The 16,727-nt window shown below is 38.7% G+C and carries 16 protein-coding genes and 6 tRNA genes; 15 read left to right on the forward strand and 7 right to left on the reverse strand.

All coding sequences use genetic code 11. From position 1 onward, the window contains the following. The first annotated feature begins 102 nt into the window (after positions 1-102). Positions 103-906 (forward strand): RMD1 family protein, encoded by an 804-nt coding sequence (locus AC6H4V_RS04010; RefSeq protein WP_428730059.1) that lies wholly within the window; start codon positions 103-105, stop codon positions 904-906. A gap of 40 nt (positions 907-946) precedes the next feature. After that, positions 947-1,273, forward strand: a complete 327-nt coding sequence (locus AC6H4V_RS04015) for a c-type cytochrome (RefSeq protein ID WP_497607564.1) — start codon at positions 947-949, stop codon at positions 1,271-1,273. 43 nt (positions 1,274-1,316) lie between these two features. Here the strand turns inward: AC6H4V_RS04015 and AC6H4V_RS04020 are convergent, their stop codons facing one another. From AC6H4V_RS04020 to ileS, 6 genes are all read right to left on the reverse strand, one after another. Then, positions 1,317-1,811: a hypothetical protein gene (locus tag AC6H4V_RS04020; protein ID WP_497607565.1), complete on the reverse strand. Its 495-nt coding sequence runs from the start codon at positions 1,809-1,811 to the stop codon at positions 1,317-1,319. Beyond that, entirely contained in the window at positions 1,811-2,107 is a 297-nt protein-coding gene (locus AC6H4V_RS04025) for a heavy-metal-associated domain-containing protein (protein WP_497607566.1), read from the reverse strand. The genes AC6H4V_RS04020 and AC6H4V_RS04025 overlap by 1 nt, the downstream gene beginning before the upstream one ends. A gap of 12 nt (positions 2,108-2,119) precedes the next feature. Next, the gene (gatA, locus tag AC6H4V_RS04030) at positions 2,120-3,463 is read right to left on the reverse strand and encodes an Asp-tRNA(Asn)/Glu-tRNA(Gln) amidotransferase subunit GatA (protein ID WP_497607567.1); all 1,344 of its coding nucleotides are present in this window, start codon (positions 3,461-3,463) and stop codon (positions 2,120-2,122) included. A 110-nt stretch (positions 3,464-3,573) separates the two neighbouring features. Beyond that, a complete protein-coding gene (locus tag AC6H4V_RS04035; protein WP_428730054.1) occupies positions 3,574-3,915 on the reverse strand; it encodes a DUF3465 domain-containing protein in 342 nt (113 codons plus the stop codon). Between the two features lie 106 nt (positions 3,916-4,021). Continuing rightward, a complete protein-coding gene (locus AC6H4V_RS04040; protein WP_497607568.1) occupies positions 4,022-4,411 on the reverse strand; it encodes a hypothetical protein in 390 nt (129 codons plus the stop codon). A 106-nt stretch (positions 4,412-4,517) separates the two neighbouring features. Then, positions 4,518-7,277 (reverse strand): isoleucine--tRNA ligase, encoded by a 2,760-nt coding sequence (gene ileS, locus AC6H4V_RS04045; RefSeq protein ID WP_497607569.1) that lies wholly within the window; start codon positions 7,275-7,277, stop codon positions 4,518-4,520. Positions 7,278-7,385: 108 nt separating this feature from the next. Between ileS and AC6H4V_RS04050 the strand changes: the two genes are divergently transcribed. From AC6H4V_RS04050 to AC6H4V_RS04080, 7 genes are all read left to right on the forward strand, one after another. After that, a complete protein-coding gene (locus AC6H4V_RS04050) occupies positions 7,386-8,474 on the forward strand; it encodes a CinA family protein (protein WP_497607570.1) in 1,089 nt (362 codons plus the stop codon). A 73-nt stretch (positions 8,475-8,547) separates the two neighbouring features. Beyond that, positions 8,548-8,623 (forward strand) — tRNA-Lys (locus AC6H4V_RS04055). Between the two features lie 13 nt (positions 8,624-8,636). After that, positions 8,637-8,713 (forward strand) — tRNA-Asp (locus AC6H4V_RS04060). A gap of 96 nt (positions 8,714-8,809) precedes the next feature. Continuing rightward, positions 8,810-8,885: transfer RNA gene (locus tag AC6H4V_RS04065), tRNA-Val, on the forward strand. 113 nt (positions 8,886-8,998) lie between these two features. Next, positions 8,999-9,074 (forward strand) — tRNA-Glu (locus AC6H4V_RS04070). A gap of 29 nt (positions 9,075-9,103) precedes the next feature. Further along, positions 9,104-9,179, forward strand: a tRNA-Val gene (locus AC6H4V_RS04075). Between the two features lie 11 nt (positions 9,180-9,190). Beyond that, positions 9,191-9,267: transfer RNA gene (locus AC6H4V_RS04080), tRNA-Asp, on the forward strand. A 77-nt stretch (positions 9,268-9,344) separates the two neighbouring features. On the opposite strand, the gene AC6H4V_RS04085 is transcribed toward AC6H4V_RS04080, so the two are convergent. Next, entirely contained in the window at positions 9,345-10,457 is a 1,113-nt protein-coding gene (locus AC6H4V_RS04085; protein WP_497607906.1) for an FtsW/RodA/SpoVE family cell cycle protein, read from the reverse strand. Positions 10,458-10,504: 47 nt separating this feature from the next. On the opposite strand from AC6H4V_RS04085, the gene AC6H4V_RS04090 reads away from it, so the two are divergent. From AC6H4V_RS04090 to AC6H4V_RS04115, 6 genes are read left to right on the forward strand one after another with little or no spacing between them, the layout of a single operon-like run. Next, a complete protein-coding gene (locus AC6H4V_RS04090) occupies positions 10,505-11,476 on the forward strand; it encodes an RluA family pseudouridine synthase (RefSeq protein ID WP_497607571.1) in 972 nt (323 codons plus the stop codon). Beyond that, the gene (locus tag AC6H4V_RS04095; protein ID WP_428730048.1) at positions 11,424-12,821 is read left to right on the forward strand and encodes a fibronectin type III domain-containing protein; all 1,398 of its coding nucleotides are present in this window, start codon (positions 11,424-11,426) and stop codon (positions 12,819-12,821) included. The genes AC6H4V_RS04090 and AC6H4V_RS04095 overlap by 53 nt, the downstream gene beginning before the upstream one ends. 11 nt (positions 12,822-12,832) lie before the next feature. Beyond that, positions 12,833-14,005 (forward strand): tRNA (guanosine(46)-N7)-methyltransferase TrmB, encoded by a 1,173-nt coding sequence (gene trmB, locus AC6H4V_RS04100; RefSeq protein WP_497607572.1) that lies wholly within the window; start codon positions 12,833-12,835, stop codon positions 14,003-14,005. Beyond that, on the forward strand, positions 13,998-14,669 hold the full coding sequence (locus tag AC6H4V_RS04105) for a cell division ATP-binding protein FtsE (RefSeq protein WP_428730046.1): 672 nt from the start codon (positions 13,998-14,000) through the stop codon (positions 14,667-14,669). Before trmB ends, AC6H4V_RS04105 begins: the two co-directional genes overlap by 8 nt. Beyond that, on the forward strand, positions 14,656-15,468 hold the full coding sequence (locus tag AC6H4V_RS04110; RefSeq protein ID WP_428730045.1) for a cell division protein FtsX: 813 nt from the start codon (positions 14,656-14,658) through the stop codon (positions 15,466-15,468). Before AC6H4V_RS04105 ends, AC6H4V_RS04110 begins: the two co-directional genes overlap by 14 nt. Then, positions 15,465-16,688 (forward strand): murein hydrolase activator EnvC family protein, encoded by a 1,224-nt coding sequence (locus AC6H4V_RS04115; RefSeq protein WP_497607573.1) that lies wholly within the window; start codon positions 15,465-15,467, stop codon positions 16,686-16,688. Before AC6H4V_RS04110 ends, AC6H4V_RS04115 begins: the two co-directional genes overlap by 4 nt. Positions 16,689-16,727 lie beyond the last annotated feature (39 nt).

Raw genomic sequence — 16,727 nt, forward strand, 5'->3', positions numbered from 1 at the left:
GGATTATACTTTTATTGTGGTTAAAAAGAGGTAAAGCCGTGGTAATAAAATGGAGATAAAAAAGGTGTATAATAGAGCAAATTTATAAAATGAAGGCTAAAAATGGAATCAAGAGTACTGTTTGTATCCGTAGAGATACCCATAATCATCACAAAAAATGATCTTGAAAAAGAGTTCCCAGGCTTAATCCTCACAACCATAGAGAAGTCACTTGTCGGCGAGATAACCAACGATAAGTTTATTTTTGCCTCCTCTTTTGGGGTAATCACATTTTGCAACTTTAACCATGAAGAGATAAAGTCATTTCTGCAAAGACTCAAAATCAAAGAAGCACCGCACTACCAAACAGCACTTGTAAACCAAGATTATCCTATGGTTGTGGACGCTCTTTATGAAAAACCGCTTATCGATACACATACCATTAAGTACAATAAATTTAACAAATCGGTTGCCTCTATCATCTCACTTGCACTCTCGCAAAGTGTTGGGTTGGAAATAAGAGAAAAATCACTTGAAGCCAAGATGCAAGAGAGTAAAAAACTCTACGATAGAATAGAAAATATCAAAGCAAAAGATAGAGAAAATCTGATGAATTTTGCAAGCGCCATCGCAAAAGAGAGATTTGAGATTCTCAATCAGCTCTACCTTTTAGATAAACCAGACATTATCTGGGATGATTTTGAGCTAGAATCGCTCTACAACCAACTTGCACTCCAGTTGGAACTCAAATCAAGATTTGATGTTATCGAATACAAAATCTCATTTTTAAAAGAGTCGGTCGAGTTCATAACGGATAGAGTAAACCAAAAATCGAGTGAATTTTTGGAGTGGATCATTATCTGGCTTATCGGAGTGGAGATACTTTTTTCAACCTATGAGTATATCATCAAACCTAATTTGCATTAGAGAAAGGGCGTGTTATAATAACGCCAAAAAAGGGGATGTTGTGAAGAAGATTTTTATATGGCTTTTTTTTGTCTCTCTCTCATTTGCAGATATAGAAAAAGGGTTTGACGTTTACAAAACACACTGTGCAGGTTGTCATAGCATAACTATGTCAGGTGGAATGGGAAGAGATTTTAATCTTGTCTCTTATGAGAGAAAAAAAGAGGATATTTTTTCATATATCGTAGATCCGGCGGGAAACTACAAAAGGTTTGGCTACTCTTCCAACGCCATGCCAAAAATCGCTCTTAAACCACAAGAAGTTAATGATGTGGCAGACTACATCGACAGTCTGCAAAAATTTAAAAAGTGGATGAAGAAGAACTAGAAAACTCCTCTTTTGATCTACAAAATGGCTCAATCCATTCTTTTTATGGATTTTGTGCCGCACTCTCCTCTTTGGACCATTTATATTTTAAACTATGTATATAGACGATGAGCACAAAAAAAGTGGCTGAAGTAACACCTAAAACCAGGAGCAACATCGTCTCTGATGGATGTGTCTCGAGCAAAATCAATTTTCTCACCAAAACGACAAATGAAATCTCTAAAAAGGTAATTGCATAGTCAAAACCATTTTTTATAAAGAGTGTTTTTACAATCGCTAAAACAATAAGCGTAAAAAGACCATCCGTCAAAATCATCTTGATTGATTCAAAATCAAGCGCACCTTGGGCCAGCGTCAATGAAACTATTTTATAACTCAAACTAATCAAACAAGTAAAGAGATAAATAATCATCAAACTTATAAAAATATATCTTGCAATATTCAAGATATTCATAAGAATCTTATCCATTTTAACTTCTAAAAATGTATTTAAAGAGGATAAGGCTAAAAGAGTATTTTTAGAATCTTTTTTTTCCATCAAGAGTTTTCCCCGCCATCGCTCATCTTCCCCATAGCGCATGAGATAAAGCTTTTTGCTTTAAGTCCGCCTTTTGTAAATGCTCCTAGCTCTTCATCTTCCATCGGATAGCCAAGAGATTTTATCTTTTTGCGAAAACTCTTCTCTGCTTCTTCATCTTTTATCTCTAAAGTAATGACACGAGGCTCTTGCATCAAGTCAACATCAACCTCGCCAAACTCATCCTTTAAAGCCTCTTTGATAGTATTTGCACAACCGCCGCACTTGACATTTTGAACTCTAAAACTTTTTTGCATGACTGAACCTTTTTATTTTTGGTAGTTTATCGCTCTCTCAAGACTAAGTGCGCCATCAAACAGTGTCTGCTCATCATAAGCATTCGCAATTAACTGAAGTCCTATCGGCATTCCCTCAGAGCTTTTTGCAACAGGTACAGAGATAGCAGGAAGTCCCGCAAGGTTTACGCTGATGGTGTAGAGGTCGCTTAGGTACATCTCCATCGGAGTTGAAAGCTCTCCAAATTTGTTTGCGGTTGTCGGCGCAACAGGAGAGAGTATCAAGTCCACATCTTTAAATATATTTTCGTACTGCTCTTTTATGATATGTCTAGTTTTTTGCGCTTTTACATAGTAAGCTTCATAGTATCCGCTTGAGAGTACAAAGTTTCCAAGCAAGATACGGCGTTTAACTTCATCGCCAAAACCTTGACTTCTTGTTTGTACAAATGTGTCGTTTAGGTCTTTGCCGCTAACCCTGTTCCCATAACGGATACCGTCATAACGAGCCAAGTTTGTAGTAGCTTCTGCGGTTGCCGTTATGTAGTAAGCCGAGATATCATACTTTGCGTCCATCAACTCAGCTTCTACTATCTCATGTCCTGCACTCTTTAGCGCATTGACTGCCAGTTCATAAGCTTTTTTGACATCGTCACTTGCATTTTCTATGTGTTTTGGAAGTACGGCAATTTTAAGTTTGCGCTCAGGATTTAGTTTGTCGCTTACTTTGTCGTTTTTGTTTGCACTCGTAGAGTCTTTTTCATCATGTCCGCTGATGATGTCATACAAAATCGCCGCATCCTCCACATTTTGCGTCATCGGTCCAATCTGGTCAAGTGATGAAGCGTAAGCACCCAACCCATAACGGCTAACACGCCCATAAGTCGGCTTCATCCCCACAATCCCGCAAAAAGAGGCAGGCTGACGGATGCTTCCGCCCGTATCACTACCAAGTGCCGCAATGGCAAGTCCCGCCGCAACAGCCGCCGCACTTCCGCCAGAACTTCCCCCAGGGACGCAATCTCTGTTATGAGGATTGAGCGTTTTGCCGTAAAAACTTGACTCGGTAGTACTTCCCATAGCAAACTCATCCATATTTGTCCGCCCAAACGGACTCAGTCCGCTAGCCAACATCTTTTGTATAACGGTAGCATTGTAAGGAGCGATATAGCCTTGAAGTATATTTGAAGCAGATGTAACAGACCAATCTTTTACTTGAATATTGTCTTTTATAGCGATTGGCACGCCTTCGCCGATGTTGTTTACATCTATGTAAGCGTTTAAATCTGCATTTGCTTCTATTTTTGTTTTTAACTCATTTTTAAAATTTTCTAGTTCGTCTTTACTTAATTTTAGTGCTTCTTTTAATGTAATCACTAGTTTTCCTGTATCTATAAATTATGGGGTGTATTATAGCAAAATACGTCTGTTTTTCTTTAGCGGGGTTTAATTACACTTCAAACATTGGGTTGTGTAATTATTATATGTTACTCATACTTTTTACCATTATATTCTAACCAACCACCGACATGACTGTTTCTTGGGTCATGATGTGTCCAATGTACAACACCGCCTTTTGTGTTGTTTTCATATTCTCCACAAAACTTTATAGAATTACCCTCTTTTAGTTGATGTACTTTTGGTGCTAAATCAATATTGTGTGAAATCAATAAAGTTTGCCCAGATGGTACTTTTATGATAAACCTTTGATGACGGCTTCCTTGGTTATCATCACTAAGCAGTTTCGTAACCGTTCCAGAACTACACATTCGTGTACCAGCAAATAGTTCTAAACTTATAAGTAGTAATAAAAAGAACATCTTTTTCATTTTAAATTCCAATCCTTTCTCGTTCCACCTCTCCTGAGGTGTAATGCATACAACATTTAACAAATATTATATATAAAACAACTTGATATTTGCTACAAAATGATTTTCACAGCTTAAAATTTGCAAAAGCACCCTCAACGCTTAGTACATTTTTGTAGCTGGTTTTTGTGATAGTTACTCTTTTTGTGTTTAGGTCACACACAGCTATGCGGAAGTTTGAACCCATTTGCGGTTCAACTATGCATATGATTTTATCTTCTATCTGTCTCGTTGTATGGATAGTCCCGTAAAGATTGTGAAAAAAGTACTTTGGATAACTAAGCGGTGTAATTTCCACAACATCAGCGGTTCTTTTTTTATCAAGAGTTTGTGCGATAATATTGGCATCTTCAAAGTTGTCAAACTGGATGCACCAGTCGTCAAACTCTTTGTTAAATCGTTTTAATCCTTCATCTAAAAAACCACCAGCAGGTGATTGAAGAGCAAATATACTCATTTATGGTTATTTAAACTTTTTAACCAGAAGTATGCCAACCCCCACAGTCCCAAATATCACAGCAACAGTGCTAGCGATAAATGCAAAAGAGACAGGCTCGGCAAAATTAGGCATTTAGCACCTTTGAACATCTCTCACATGTATGCTCTTCGTCTATTGACTGGTATTTCCAACATCTTGGGCATTTTGCTTTTGTTGCTTTTTGGATGACAAAGATGTCTCCATTAACCTCAAATTTTCCGAGTTCTTCGATGATTTGGGTGTGTGAGATGCCTGAAACTACAAACCAATCTTCAGCGGCGGTTTTATCCATTTTTGCTATTTTTTCAGACTCTGTAACTATGACAAGCTCTAAAGTGTTTTTGATGATTTTCTCTTTTTTAAGTCCGTCAACTATCTCAAAAAACTTCTCTCTCGCACTGTTCATATAAGGAGCGTCAAAAGTTGATGCAACTCCTTCTATGCCCTCATGAACAAAGTCAAAGATGTCTTCTCTCTCACCCTTGATAACGGCAGGAAGATGCTCTACTATCTCATCTGCAGTGTATGTCAAAATCGGAGCGATGAGTGTTAGGAGTGATTTTGTCATGATTGCCATTGCACTCTGGCTTGAGGTTCTTCTTGGGTCGTTTATAGCGTCACAGTAGAGGCTGTCTTTTGTGATATCGATGTAGATGCCGCTTAGTTCATTTACTATAAAGTTGTTTAACATGCTCATGCCATGAACAAAGTTGTAGTTGCTAAATGATTTATAAACAGCGTCAAGTACGATTTTTGCCTCGCTAAGTATCCATTTGTCAAGCTCGCCCATTTCGTTATATGGCGTGATAGCTTTTAGGTCGTTAATATTTGCCAACATAATTCTAAAAGTATTTCTTAGTTTGCGATAGTTCTCGGCACTCTGTTTTAGAATGTTTTGAGAGATTTTAAGATCTCCTTGATAGTCGCTTGACGCAACCCAAAGGCGGAGAATCTCACTGCCGTACTCTTTTAAAACCGCATCAGGTGCGACAACATTGCCCTTTGACTTGGACATCTTCTCGCCCTTTTCATCAACCGTGAAACCGTGAGTAAGAACCATTTTGTAAGGTGCTTTGTGTTCTACCGCCGTGCTTAAAAACATAGATGACTGAAACCATCCACGGTGTTGGTCGCTTCCCTCTAAGTAGAGGTCTGCCTGATATTCCCCTGCATCATAGTTGCGGGATTTTAAAACGCTGTACCATGTAGAGCCGCTGTCAAACCAAACATCTAAAATGTCGGTTACTTTTTCAAGCTCATCTGCTTTATATCCAGAACCTGGGTAGAGGAGCTGTTCTGTCGGCATTGAGTACCATGCATCGCTTCCGTGCATCTCAAAAATCATAGCGACAAAATTTAAGACTTTCTCATCAAGCAAGACTTCTCCCGTAGCTTTTACTCTGAAAAATGCTATAGGAACGCCCCAGTCTCTCTGTCTTGAAATACACCAGTCTGGACGGTTTTCAACCATGCTTCTTAGTCTGTTTTTGCCGCTTTCAGGAAAGAAGAGAGTTTTTTCAACTTCATCAAGGGCAATTCCTCTTAGTGTTTTATCTTCACCCTTTGGCGTTCCGTCAACCGAGATAAACCACTGTTTTGTAGCTCTAAATATAAGAGGAGTGTGGCTTCTCCAGCAGTGCGGATATGAGTGGGTAAACTTGCTTACTTTAAGCACGCTTTCACCCATCATCTCGATTAGCTCATCGTTAGATTTGAAGATATGGCGACCGACAAAGTTCTCTCCATTTGGGATGAGTCCCAAACCTACTACAGTCTCATCAAAACATCCAGTCTCATCAACAGGCATGATAACTTCCAAGTCATAAACAAGCCCAATACGGTAGTCATCCTCACCATGCCCTGGAGCCGTATGCACACACCCCGTTCCGCTGTCCATGAGAACATGCTCTCCTAAAACGATGCGTGAAGTTCTGCCGTTTAGCGGGTTTAGAGCTAAAAGATTTTCAAACTCTTTAGCATGAAAACTCTTTACAATTTCTCCGCTTAAGATGCCTTGCTCTCTTAGAGAGTCCAAAAGCTCTTTTGCCACGATATAGCCAGTTGTTGTAAGCACATACTCTTCGTTTGGATTTAGTGATATGCCCGTGTTTGCAGGAATCGTCCAAGGAGTTGTTGTCCAGATAACAAGAGCCGCTTTATCTGTTACAGAGAGTTTTGATTTTGCATCATCGCTTAGTTCAAAAGCTATAAAAATAGAGTGTGACTCTTTGTTTTCATACTCAACCTCTGCTTCTGCAAGTGCAGTTCTCTCAGCCCATGACCAAAATACAGGCTTGCTTCTCTCAATCAAAAGCCCCTTTTTAGCGACATTGCAAAGAGTGCGGTAGATGTTTGCCTCAAACTTAAAATCCATAGTAACATAAGGATTTTCCCAGTCTGCTATGACACCGAGTTTTTTAAACTCATCTCTTTGAATATCTATAAACTCCGATGCATGAGCACGGCAAAGCTCTCTGATTTTTGCAGTCTCAAGCAGCTCTTTTTTCTGCTTTCCGCCAAGTTTTTTCTCAACTTGCTGCTCAATCGGCAGACCATGACAGTCCCAGCCTGGAGTAAAACGAACGGATTTGCCGCTAAAATAGTTATGTTTTATAATGATATCTTTTAAGATTTTATTGAGGGCATGTCCGATGTGTGTGTGACCGTTTGCGTAAGGAGGACCGTCATGAAGTGTAAAACTTTGCGCATCTTTGCGGTTTTTCTTCATTTTTTCATAGACTTTTTTATCATCCCAAGAAGCGTATCTTTTTGGTTCATTATTTATGAGATTGCCGCGCATCTCAAATTTTGTAGTAGGTAAAAGGAGTGTATCTTTGTAATCCATAGCTGTTCCAAATCGTAGAAAATTTTTGGATTATATCCCTTAAGCGTTTAAAAGCCACTTTAATGTATTATAATTGGCAAAATCAATTTCTAAAAGGTTATGCTCATCATGAAACTTCATCTTCTTCTTATTGGTAACAAGTTTATTTACAACACACCGTTGCGGGAGTATGTTATTAGAAAGATAGAGCAAAAAACAGATTTTATCCACTCTATCACTTTTTTCAAAGAGAGCGACAATTCACTTTTTCTCTATTTGGACAAAGAACTCAACACAAAAAATAGACAAATTATTGTCACAACAAAACAGCACTTCTCAACCATTGGTAAACTTTTATGTACCATAACTGGCGATAATCAGATTTTAAAAGAGGATATGCTTATTCCATCTAACTCCTCTGTTTTTGAGGATGGAAGTTATCTTTTAGAGTATAGGGATTCTATTACTAACGTTCTTCATATGGATGAGATGCAGATGTTTCCGGAAGTTTTGCTAAGTATGGAGGATTCTAAAGCAGCAGTGCATCTTTTCGAGGAGGACAAAGAGAGTGCGATGGCGATGCTCTCTCCTATAGCACAGATGTATGATTTGAAGATAGATGTAGTCAGTCTCATTGATGGATGGTTGCGGATTGATGTTAGAAGTAAGAAGTATGGAAATATATCCAAATTCATCGCCTCTGCAAAACAGCTGCTCCCAAATAAACTCATTGCAGCGTCAAGTATGCCAAGTTATATCATAGAAAAACTCTCAGCAAGTGGAAAAAAAATCTCTTTTGCTGAGAGTTGCACAGGAGGGCTTTTAACCTACTATTTTACGAAGCATAACGGAGCATCTAAAGTTCTTGAGGGCTCTCTTGTCACCTACTCAAACACGATGAAAGAGAACTGGCTCGGGGTACATGGCAAGACACTTCAAGAATATGGTGCAGTAAGCAGTGAGGTTGTTATGGAGATGAGCGAGGGCGCTATGAATGTGAGCAACGCTGATTATACAGTTTCAATTAGTGGTATAGCTGGCGATACAGGAGGAACGCTATATAAGCCAGTTGGCACTGCCTATGTGAGCGTAAGAAGCAAAGAGCACCATAAAGAGAGTCGCCTTCATCTGAATGGAGATAGAAACTATGTACAGCAGCAAAGTGTGCTCTTTGCTATAAAAATGCTACTCTTGTTAGACAAAGAGACATTTTTTTAAATTTGTCCTATTTTTTCTTGACAATTAAAACCTATTTGCCTATAATTTCGACCTCTAAACAAATAGAGGGTATGTCTTGTTAGCTCAGCCGGTAGAGCATCTCACTTTTAATGAGGTGGCCGATGGTTCGAATCCATCACAGGACACCAGTTTTTATAATGCGCGGTGGTAGTTCAGTTGGTTAGAATACTTGCCTGTCACGCAGGGGGTCACGGGTTCGAGCCCCGTTCATCGCGCCATTTTTTGATTATTTGCACGCAATATTTCGCTCACATACTTTAAGTATGCTATGCAAAATCTTACGCACAACTAATTCAAAAACCTAAATGAAATTAGGGCGTTTAGCTCAGTTGGTAGAGCGCTACCCTTACAAGGTAGATGTCACTGGTTCGAGTCCAGTAATGCCCACCATTTTTGATTATACTTCGTTAAATTTCAACCCACATAGTTTACTATGTTTCGTTAAAATTTGCCTTGTCTAATGCAAAAAACAAGTTTTATAAAACCTTTTGTTGAATGAAAGTGACCCTTTCGTCTAGTGGCCAAGGACACTATCACTTCATGGTAGGGACAGAGGTTCAAATCCTTTAGGGGTCGCCATTATATCTGGTGTTTATAGTTATAAAAATGGGCGTTTAGCTCAGTTGGTAGAGCGCTACCCTTACAAGGTAGATGTCACTGGTTCGAGTCCAGTAATGCCCACCATTTTTATATGCGCAGCGGTAGTTCAGTTGGTTAGAATACCTGCCTGTCACGCAGGGGGTCGCGGGTTCGAGCCCCGTCCGCTGCGCCACTTCATCCCCTTGGCAAATCAGCATAATAAAAAATCATCACAACACAAAATTTTAAACTAATAACTCTTTAACTCATTTAAAGAAAACTTTTTGTTCCCCGTCCATCATACATATCTTTGTAACGAAATGTGATGAGGTTTTGCATGATTGCAAAAAGAATCATAAAGTTGATAAAACTACTCCCCCCATAGCTAAACATAGGCAAAGGAACTCCGACAACAGGGGCAAATCCTATGGTCATGAAGATATTTACCCCCATATAGATAAAAATCATAAAGGCAATGGCTACTGTGACAACTTTGATAAAATGGTCGTTGTTAAAAATGCTTAGGCTCATGAGATGCAAGATAAGTAAAACATAGAGCAAGATAACGCCTAGCGCACCTAAAAATCCAGTTCTCTCAACCAAAAAAGCAAAGATAAAATCACTCGTTGCAATAGGCAAAAAGCGCATTTGTGTTTGCGTAGCGTCCTCTTTTGATTTGCCAGTCCATCCGCCTGAACCAATGGCGATGATGGATTGTTGCACATGGTAAGAGGGTTTTTCACTTACAAAATCGTGGATTCTTGTTCTTTGGTAGTCATGGAGTAAAAACTGGTAAGCAATGGGTGAAAAAAGCAAAATTCCCCCGACTAAAAACGCCCATATTTTCCAGTAAACACCGATATAAAAGAGTACCCCAAAACCAATAAGAAGAAGTACAAGAGCCGTCCCTAAATCAGGCTCTTTGGCTATGAGTATAAAGGGTAAAAGAATATAGAAGCTGATTTTTAAAAACTCTTTGAGTCCATAGCCCTGTATTGGCGGCGGAGATTTGTTGATGAGATAGGCAAGCATTAAAATGAGAGCGGGTTTAACAAATTCTGATGGTTGGATGGTGGCGTTGATAAAAGGGATGTCTATCCATCTTTGCGCACCAAGTCTTGCATGTCCAAAGAACTCAACCATAAGAAGAAGAAAGATGCTAATCCAGTAGATAGAAGGAATAAGCCAACTCATCCTGCGAATAGGAAGTAAAAAAACGGCTAAAAATGTTAATGTCGCAACCCCAACATAAGCTAGCTGTTTTTGTGCAAGTGCCGGAACTGCTTCGCTGATAAGCCAGTTGGAGGTAAGTACGAGGGGAATAATTAAAATAATGGAAAATATATCAAATTGTGCTAAAATGCGCTTATCAATTCTCCACAAATTTGAAACTCCATAAAATTTTAGAAATTGTATCATAAAGGTTTATAATGAATGCAACACATAGATATATTTGCGATGATGCACAGCGTCTTGATACGTTTCTTGCATCGCAAATAGGGCAAAGCCGTTCGCAGGTTGCACAGCTTATCTTAAGAGAATCTGTACTTGTAGATGGCAAAGTCGTCTCACGTGCAGGCGTTAAACTAAAAGAGAATCAAATCATTACCGTAAACCTTCCTGATATGCAGATAAGCTCTCCATTGGAGATAGATTTTAGTGTTGCAGTGCTTTATGAAGATGATGATGTTTTGGTTATTAACAAACCAAGCGGACTTACCGTGCATCCTGCTCCTAGTGTCAAAGAAGCGACGTTGGTTGACTGGCTCAAGCATAAAGGGATTCGTCTCTCAACGCTCAGCGGAGAGGAGAGACACGGAATCGTGCATAGACTTGACAAAGGGACAAGCGGTACAATGGTCATCGCAAAGAACAATGCGTCGCATGAGTTTTTATCTAGCCAACTTCAAGACAAAAGCATGGGAAGATACTATCTAGCAGTTGTTAATCCGCCACTTAAAGAAGATATAGTTGCAGTGGAGTGCCCCATCGCTAGAAGCACGCATAACAGACTTAAGATGGGATGTTTAGAGCATGGCAAATACGCAAAGAGCCTTTTTAAGGCGTTGGCATTGTCAAAAGATGAAAAAAATCAACTTATTGCTTGTAAGCTTTTTACTGGAAGAACACATCAGATTCGTGTTCATTTAGAGAAGATAAATCGCCATATTGTGGGAGACCATATTTATGCGCAAAGTCCAAAACTAGAGAAGTCGGAACGCATTTTGCTTCATGCATATAGCATATATTTTATTCACCCGACAACAAGAGAAGAGGTCTCTTTTACCGCGCCTTTGGACGTAGCAATGGGAGAATATATAGAGAAAAAATTTGATATGGAGCAGATGGATGAGACTATGGACGTTAACAACATTATACGCAGTTTCGCTACTTATTCTTAGTGGCTGTAGCGGTACGGTACCCGTGCCTAAAAAAGAGACGGTGATTGATACTACATTGCCGATTGTTGAGCTTACTGCAAATGGCACGATTATAGATACAAACTCGATTGCACTTGAGTGGAAACCGATTGAGGATCAAAGGGTAGAGGGTGTCTATATCTACAAAACAGTGGTTGGTGAAACAGATACTAAAAAAGACGCATACTATGATACAGTGCCTAGTCGTTTCTCTACGCACTACCTCGATACAAAAATAGAACCAAACAAGCGTTATAGTTACTATTTCAAAACATACAGCACAAAAGCAGAATCGCAAAAAAGTGCAGCGACGGTGATAGCTTCTCTTCCAGAACTTGAGTCTGTTGTCTGGATTCATAGCAGACAAGGAATGCCAAAAAGTGCAAAAATTTTATGGCGTCCACATGCAAATGAGAAGGTAAAAGCTTACATCGTTCAAAGACGAACACTTGAAGATAGTAAATGGATTGATGTGGCAACAGTAGAAGGACGTCTTAATGCAGAGTATATAGATGAAGATTTAAAAGATAATTTTACCTACATCTACCGTGTTCGCGTAAAAACATACGATGGACTTATCTCTAAACCAAGCCAAGAAGTCACCGTTTTAACAAAAGAGCTTCCTGTTGAAGTTATGCAGATTGTAGCTTCTACTGATATACCAAAAAAGATAGAACTTCACTGGAAAAAGAGTGACGCTGTTGACTTTTTGATGTATAGAATCTACAGGTCTGTAAGTATTAATGGAAGTTACACGTTGCTTGCTGAGACAAAAACAAACTCTTATGTGGATACTATCAAAGAGGATGGTCAAGAGTACTTTTACAGAATTAGTGTTGTTGATAGAGACAAGCTAGAGAGTATCAACTCTAACCACACCGCACTCGGAAGAACGCTTGTAAAACCAGCTGCTCCATCTTTAGCAGAGGCAAAATTTTCAAATGGACAGGTAAAACTCTCTTGGATTGGGACTGATTCTAGGGCAAAGAGTTATACAGTACAAAAAAAATATAGCAAAGGTTTTTTAGAGAGTTCGATTGAAGATTTTCAAAATATCAAAGGAAATCAGTTTTTTGACTCCAATGTGCAGTATGATAAAACATACTACTATAAAATCTTTTCAGTGGATGCAAATGGTATCAAATCAGAGCCGAGCATAGAGATCAAAATGACAATCGAAGACAAAAATATGGTTCCAAAAAAAAGAGAACCTGCTGTAGTTGAGAGAGATGTACCACAAAGTAACAGCACAAGAAGCAGTAGCCAACAAAAGCCAGTTGTTGCGCCTATCGAAGAGGTCATTGTGCCAATGCAAGATTTTAACTAAAACGAGAATGAATGCCGCATTTACATATAAAAGAGTTTAAAGAGATAGAGTTTCCATCCCAGAGTGATGGAACCTCTTTTTATTTTATAGCCAAAAACGCATCGTATCAAGAAGAGAGACTCATCTGCGCAAAAGTGGATGAAGATGAGTTTTTTTTGTTGGTGATAGACGAGGAGGGGAAGAAACTTCTCAAAAGCGATAAGCTCACGCGACCAACTTCTGTTTATAATGTACATAAAGCGCTTTTGTCCTATGCGAACCTTGCCGGATTGGAGATTATCGCATCCAATGTGCCGCATCATCAAAAAAATATTCACCTCAGAGAAGTAACAGCCCTTAAAGATATAACTTACTTTGCCCAAAATTTTCCACAAAACAAAAAAATTCGTATTGAAGTCGGTTTTGGCTCTGGGCGCCATCTCCTGCATCAAGCTTCCAATAATCCAGATGTTCTGTTTATCGGTATAGAGATTCACACTCCTTCTATTGAACAAGTTTTAAAACAAACTACCATCCAAAATATAAACAATATCTTAGTGCTTAACTATGATGCAAGACTTTTTATGGAGCTTGTCCCATCCAATGCCATAGAGAAGATTTATGTCCATTTTCCTGTGCCATGGGATAAAAAACCGCATAGAAGAGTTATTTCAGCTCCATTCATCGAAGAGGCGAGACGTATCTTGAATGTTGGCGGAACGCTGGAGCTTAGAACAGATAGTGAAAACTACTATGCATACTCGTATGAGACATTTATTGCTCCAAACAAAACCACGCTTCATATCAACAAAAACAAAGATATTGCAGTGACAAGCAAGTATGAAGATAGATGGAAGAAGATGGAGAAGAACATCTATGACCTCACTATGATAAACGATGAGGAGTCTATGGAGCTTGTGTTAGAGGGAAATTTTGATTTTTCTGGAGTACGACTAAAACCGCAGGCAATACTAGACCTTTATAAAACTGTTCAAAGATTTGATGGCGGTTTTCTTAATTTTGAGAGAAGCTATACCCTTGAAGATGGGGTTATGCTACGCCTCTCTATGGGAAGTTTTGATAAACCGGAACATGTTTATGTCATCATTAGAGGTGAAGATGCACACTACTTTCCAAAAAAACCCCTCAAATCAAGAAGCAACCTTTTGGCACATAAATTTTTAAACGAGGCGCTTCATGGATAAAGTCATTATCGCCCAAGACCTCTCTTTGGCATATTCTAACAATGAAACCATTATCAATAAAGCGAGTTTTTCAATAAATTCAGGTAATTTTGTCTTTATAACAGGAGCAAGCGGAAGTGGAAAATCAACACTTCTCAAATCTCTTTACGGAGCGCTTAAGCCTAAACAGGGCTCTCTTGTGGTTGGCGGGGTTGAACTTAAAGCCATTTCACGCTCAAAACTTAACTTTTTAAGAAGACATATTGGAATCGTTTTTCAAGATTACAAACTTGTTAAAGAGTGGACAATAGAGAAAAATATCATGCTTCCTCTTTTGATAAATGGATATCTTAAAAGTGTTGCGCAAGATCAGGTTGAGAAACTCTTAAAACATGTACGCCTCAACCATCAAATAGGAAAATACCCATTAGAACTCAGCGGTGGAGAACAACAAAGAGTTGCTATGGCAAGAGCGCTTGCGCACAATCCTATCTTGATTATGGCGGATGAGCCTACAGGAAACCTTGATGAGTACTCTTCACAACTCATCTGGAATCTTTTAGAGGGTGCGAACAATCAGCTAAAGACTACTGTTATTGTCGTTACGCATAATATTCCGAAAAATTTAAGCGTTGATTATAAACATTTTCACATAGAATATGGAAATATACATGAAATCCGTTAGAAATCATCTCTCCCTCGTTCTAGCACTCTTAAGCATACTCTTCTCAATGCAGCTTTATTTTATTGTGGAGCGCTCCATTGATGCGTACAAAGTAAAACTTTCGCAAAATTACTCTGTCATTGCGGTTAGCAAAGAGGAGTTGAGTAGTGAAGCATTTGCCAAAATCAACAAAATCGTATCACAAGCCAAAGAGATTGCTCCTGATTCTGTAATCAAAAGATTGAGCAGTGATATGAAGAGTACAAATGTCGAGCTTTTAAAACTGACATTGCCACGATTTTATAAACTCTCTTTGAGTCATTACCCCTCTCCAGAAGAGATAAAAAAACTAAAAAGTGATTTGCTTGCGCATAATGCTATAACAAAGGTAGAGGATTTTGCTCATACGCATGACACTGTCTATAAACTTCTGCTTCTTTTTAAAAATGTAGTGACACTTTTTTCAAGCGTGGTGCTTCTTGTAACAGTGCTGCTTATCTTTAAAGAGTTACGAATATGGCAGTACAAACACAACGAACGTATGAGTATTATGGGGCTTTTTGGGGCTGCTCTTTGGCTACGTTCTGCTGTGCTTTTTAGACTTGCAATTGTTGATGCACTTCTAGCAAGTTTTGTCGCTTTTGGCATTTTCACCTACCTCTCTTCCTATCCTTGGGTGCTTGATCAGTTTAAAAACATCGGTATTGATGTTGTTGTTTTTAACCCTATTGATGACTTTTTGATGATTTTAGGCGTTGCTGTGGCAATCTCTATAGTTTTGGCATCGTTGATTGTTCTGGGACATAAAGAAGAGGCATGATTCGTTTACTTCCCTCCCTTTTACTGCTCTCTTTTTGTCTGCACGCAAAGACAAATATAGATACAAAAATAGAAAAAACAAGCTCAGAGATAGGCACGTATGTAAAAACGCAGGAGCTTGTGAGCAAAAAAATGGATGAGACCGCACAAGCAATTATTGCTCATGAAAAAGAGATTGCTGCTCAGCAACATGTTCTTAAAAAACTTCAAGAAGAGCTTGTAGAAAAAGAGGGGAGCTATGGTGCTAATGTTGAAGAGATTAAATCTCTCAAAGGTGTGCAAGAGAGCCTAAAGCAAAACAGCAGTGCACTTGAAGAGGAGCTGGTTTTTACTATTGCGCAGAGTGTCTCACTCTCTATTATTTTAGAAGAAGAGTACAGCGCAAACGAAGAGTCGCTCATCGAGTATGAAGTTTTAGAAAGTATGCTTAAGAGTGCTAAAGCCAAAATCAAAGAGCTCAACAAAGAGTTTCATGAAAACTCCAAAAATATAGATGTTTTAAATCAGCATGTGAGTGTGATAGAGAGCGCAATTGCTTCCATTGATGGCAAAAGAAAAGAGATTAAAAAGACGCAAGAGGCAAATATAGAGTCACTCAAAAATTTAAAAATTGCAAGAGAATCCTATAAAAAAGAGTTAAAAGAGATTTTAAACAAGCAAGATTCTCTCAAAAAAACATTGGCACAGCTTAACATTGTAAAGATAGACGAACTCTCAAAAGCTCAGGAAGAGGCTCAAAGAGCAGAAGCGTTTAGCGCAAAAGAGAGTGTCTCAAATGATAATCTGCCAAAGGTAAAAACACAAGGAAGCAGTTATCAAGCTGCAAAAACAAAGCTCTATGTCGGAGAAAAAACGATAGCGCCGTTTGAGCCTTATAAAATCACAAAACAGTACGGAAACTATACAGACCCCATCTATGGTATCAAAGTTTTCAACGAATCAATCTCTATGAAACCAAATCAGCCAAATGAAAAAGTCAAAACAGTCTTTAATGGAAAAGTTATCTATGCAGACAAAACACCTGTTTTAAACAATATTGTCATAGTAGAGCATGACAATGGACTTCATACCATCTATGCGAATCTCTCTCAGATAGCACCAGACATAGAAAAAGGCAAAAAGGTTAAAAAAGGCGCAGTTATAGGGCGTATAAGCGATGAATTGATTTTTGAAGTAACGCAAAAATCGTTTCACATCAACCCAATTGCTCTCTTTCAATAAGAGAGAGAAGTCTTATTAACTTTATTTGATATTTTTTGT

Source organism: Sulfurimonas lacustris, from assembly GCF_059705355.1.

Coding starts and splice junctions, on each gene's coding strand:
- AC6H4V_RS04115 (WP_497607573.1), top strand. CDS start 15,465: ATGATTCGTTTACTTCCCTCCCTTTTACTGCTCTCTTTTTGTCTGCAC.
- AC6H4V_RS04050 (WP_497607570.1), top strand. CDS start 7,386: ATGAAACTTCATCTTCTTCTTATTGGTAACAAGTTTATTTACAACACA.
- AC6H4V_RS04040 (WP_497607568.1), bottom strand. CDS start 4,411: ATGAGTATATTTGCTCTTCAATCACCTGCTGGTGGTTTTTTAGATGAA.
- AC6H4V_RS04010 (WP_428730059.1), top strand. CDS start 103: ATGGAATCAAGAGTACTGTTTGTATCCGTAGAGATACCCATAATCATC.
- ileS (WP_497607569.1), bottom strand. CDS start 7,277: ATGGATTACAAAGATACACTCCTTTTACCTACTACAAAATTTGAGATG.
- AC6H4V_RS04035 (WP_428730054.1), bottom strand. CDS start 3,915: ATGAAAAAGATGTTCTTTTTATTACTACTTATAAGTTTAGAACTATTT.
- AC6H4V_RS04020 (WP_497607565.1), bottom strand. CDS start 1,811: ATGGAAAAAAAAGATTCTAAAAATACTCTTTTAGCCTTATCCTCTTTA.
- AC6H4V_RS04025 (WP_497607566.1), bottom strand. CDS start 2,107: ATGCAAAAAAGTTTTAGAGTTCAAAATGTCAAGTGCGGCGGTTGTGCA.
- AC6H4V_RS04095 (WP_428730048.1), top strand. CDS start 11,424: ATGAGACTATGGACGTTAACAACATTATACGCAGTTTCGCTACTTATT.
- AC6H4V_RS04090 (WP_497607571.1), top strand. CDS start 10,505: ATGAATGCAACACATAGATATATTTGCGATGATGCACAGCGTCTTGAT.
- AC6H4V_RS04110 (WP_428730045.1), top strand. CDS start 14,656: ATGAAATCCGTTAGAAATCATCTCTCCCTCGTTCTAGCACTCTTAAGC.
- AC6H4V_RS04105 (WP_428730046.1), top strand. CDS start 13,998: ATGGATAAAGTCATTATCGCCCAAGACCTCTCTTTGGCATATTCTAAC.
- trmB (WP_497607572.1), top strand. CDS start 12,833: ATGCCGCATTTACATATAAAAGAGTTTAAAGAGATAGAGTTTCCATCC.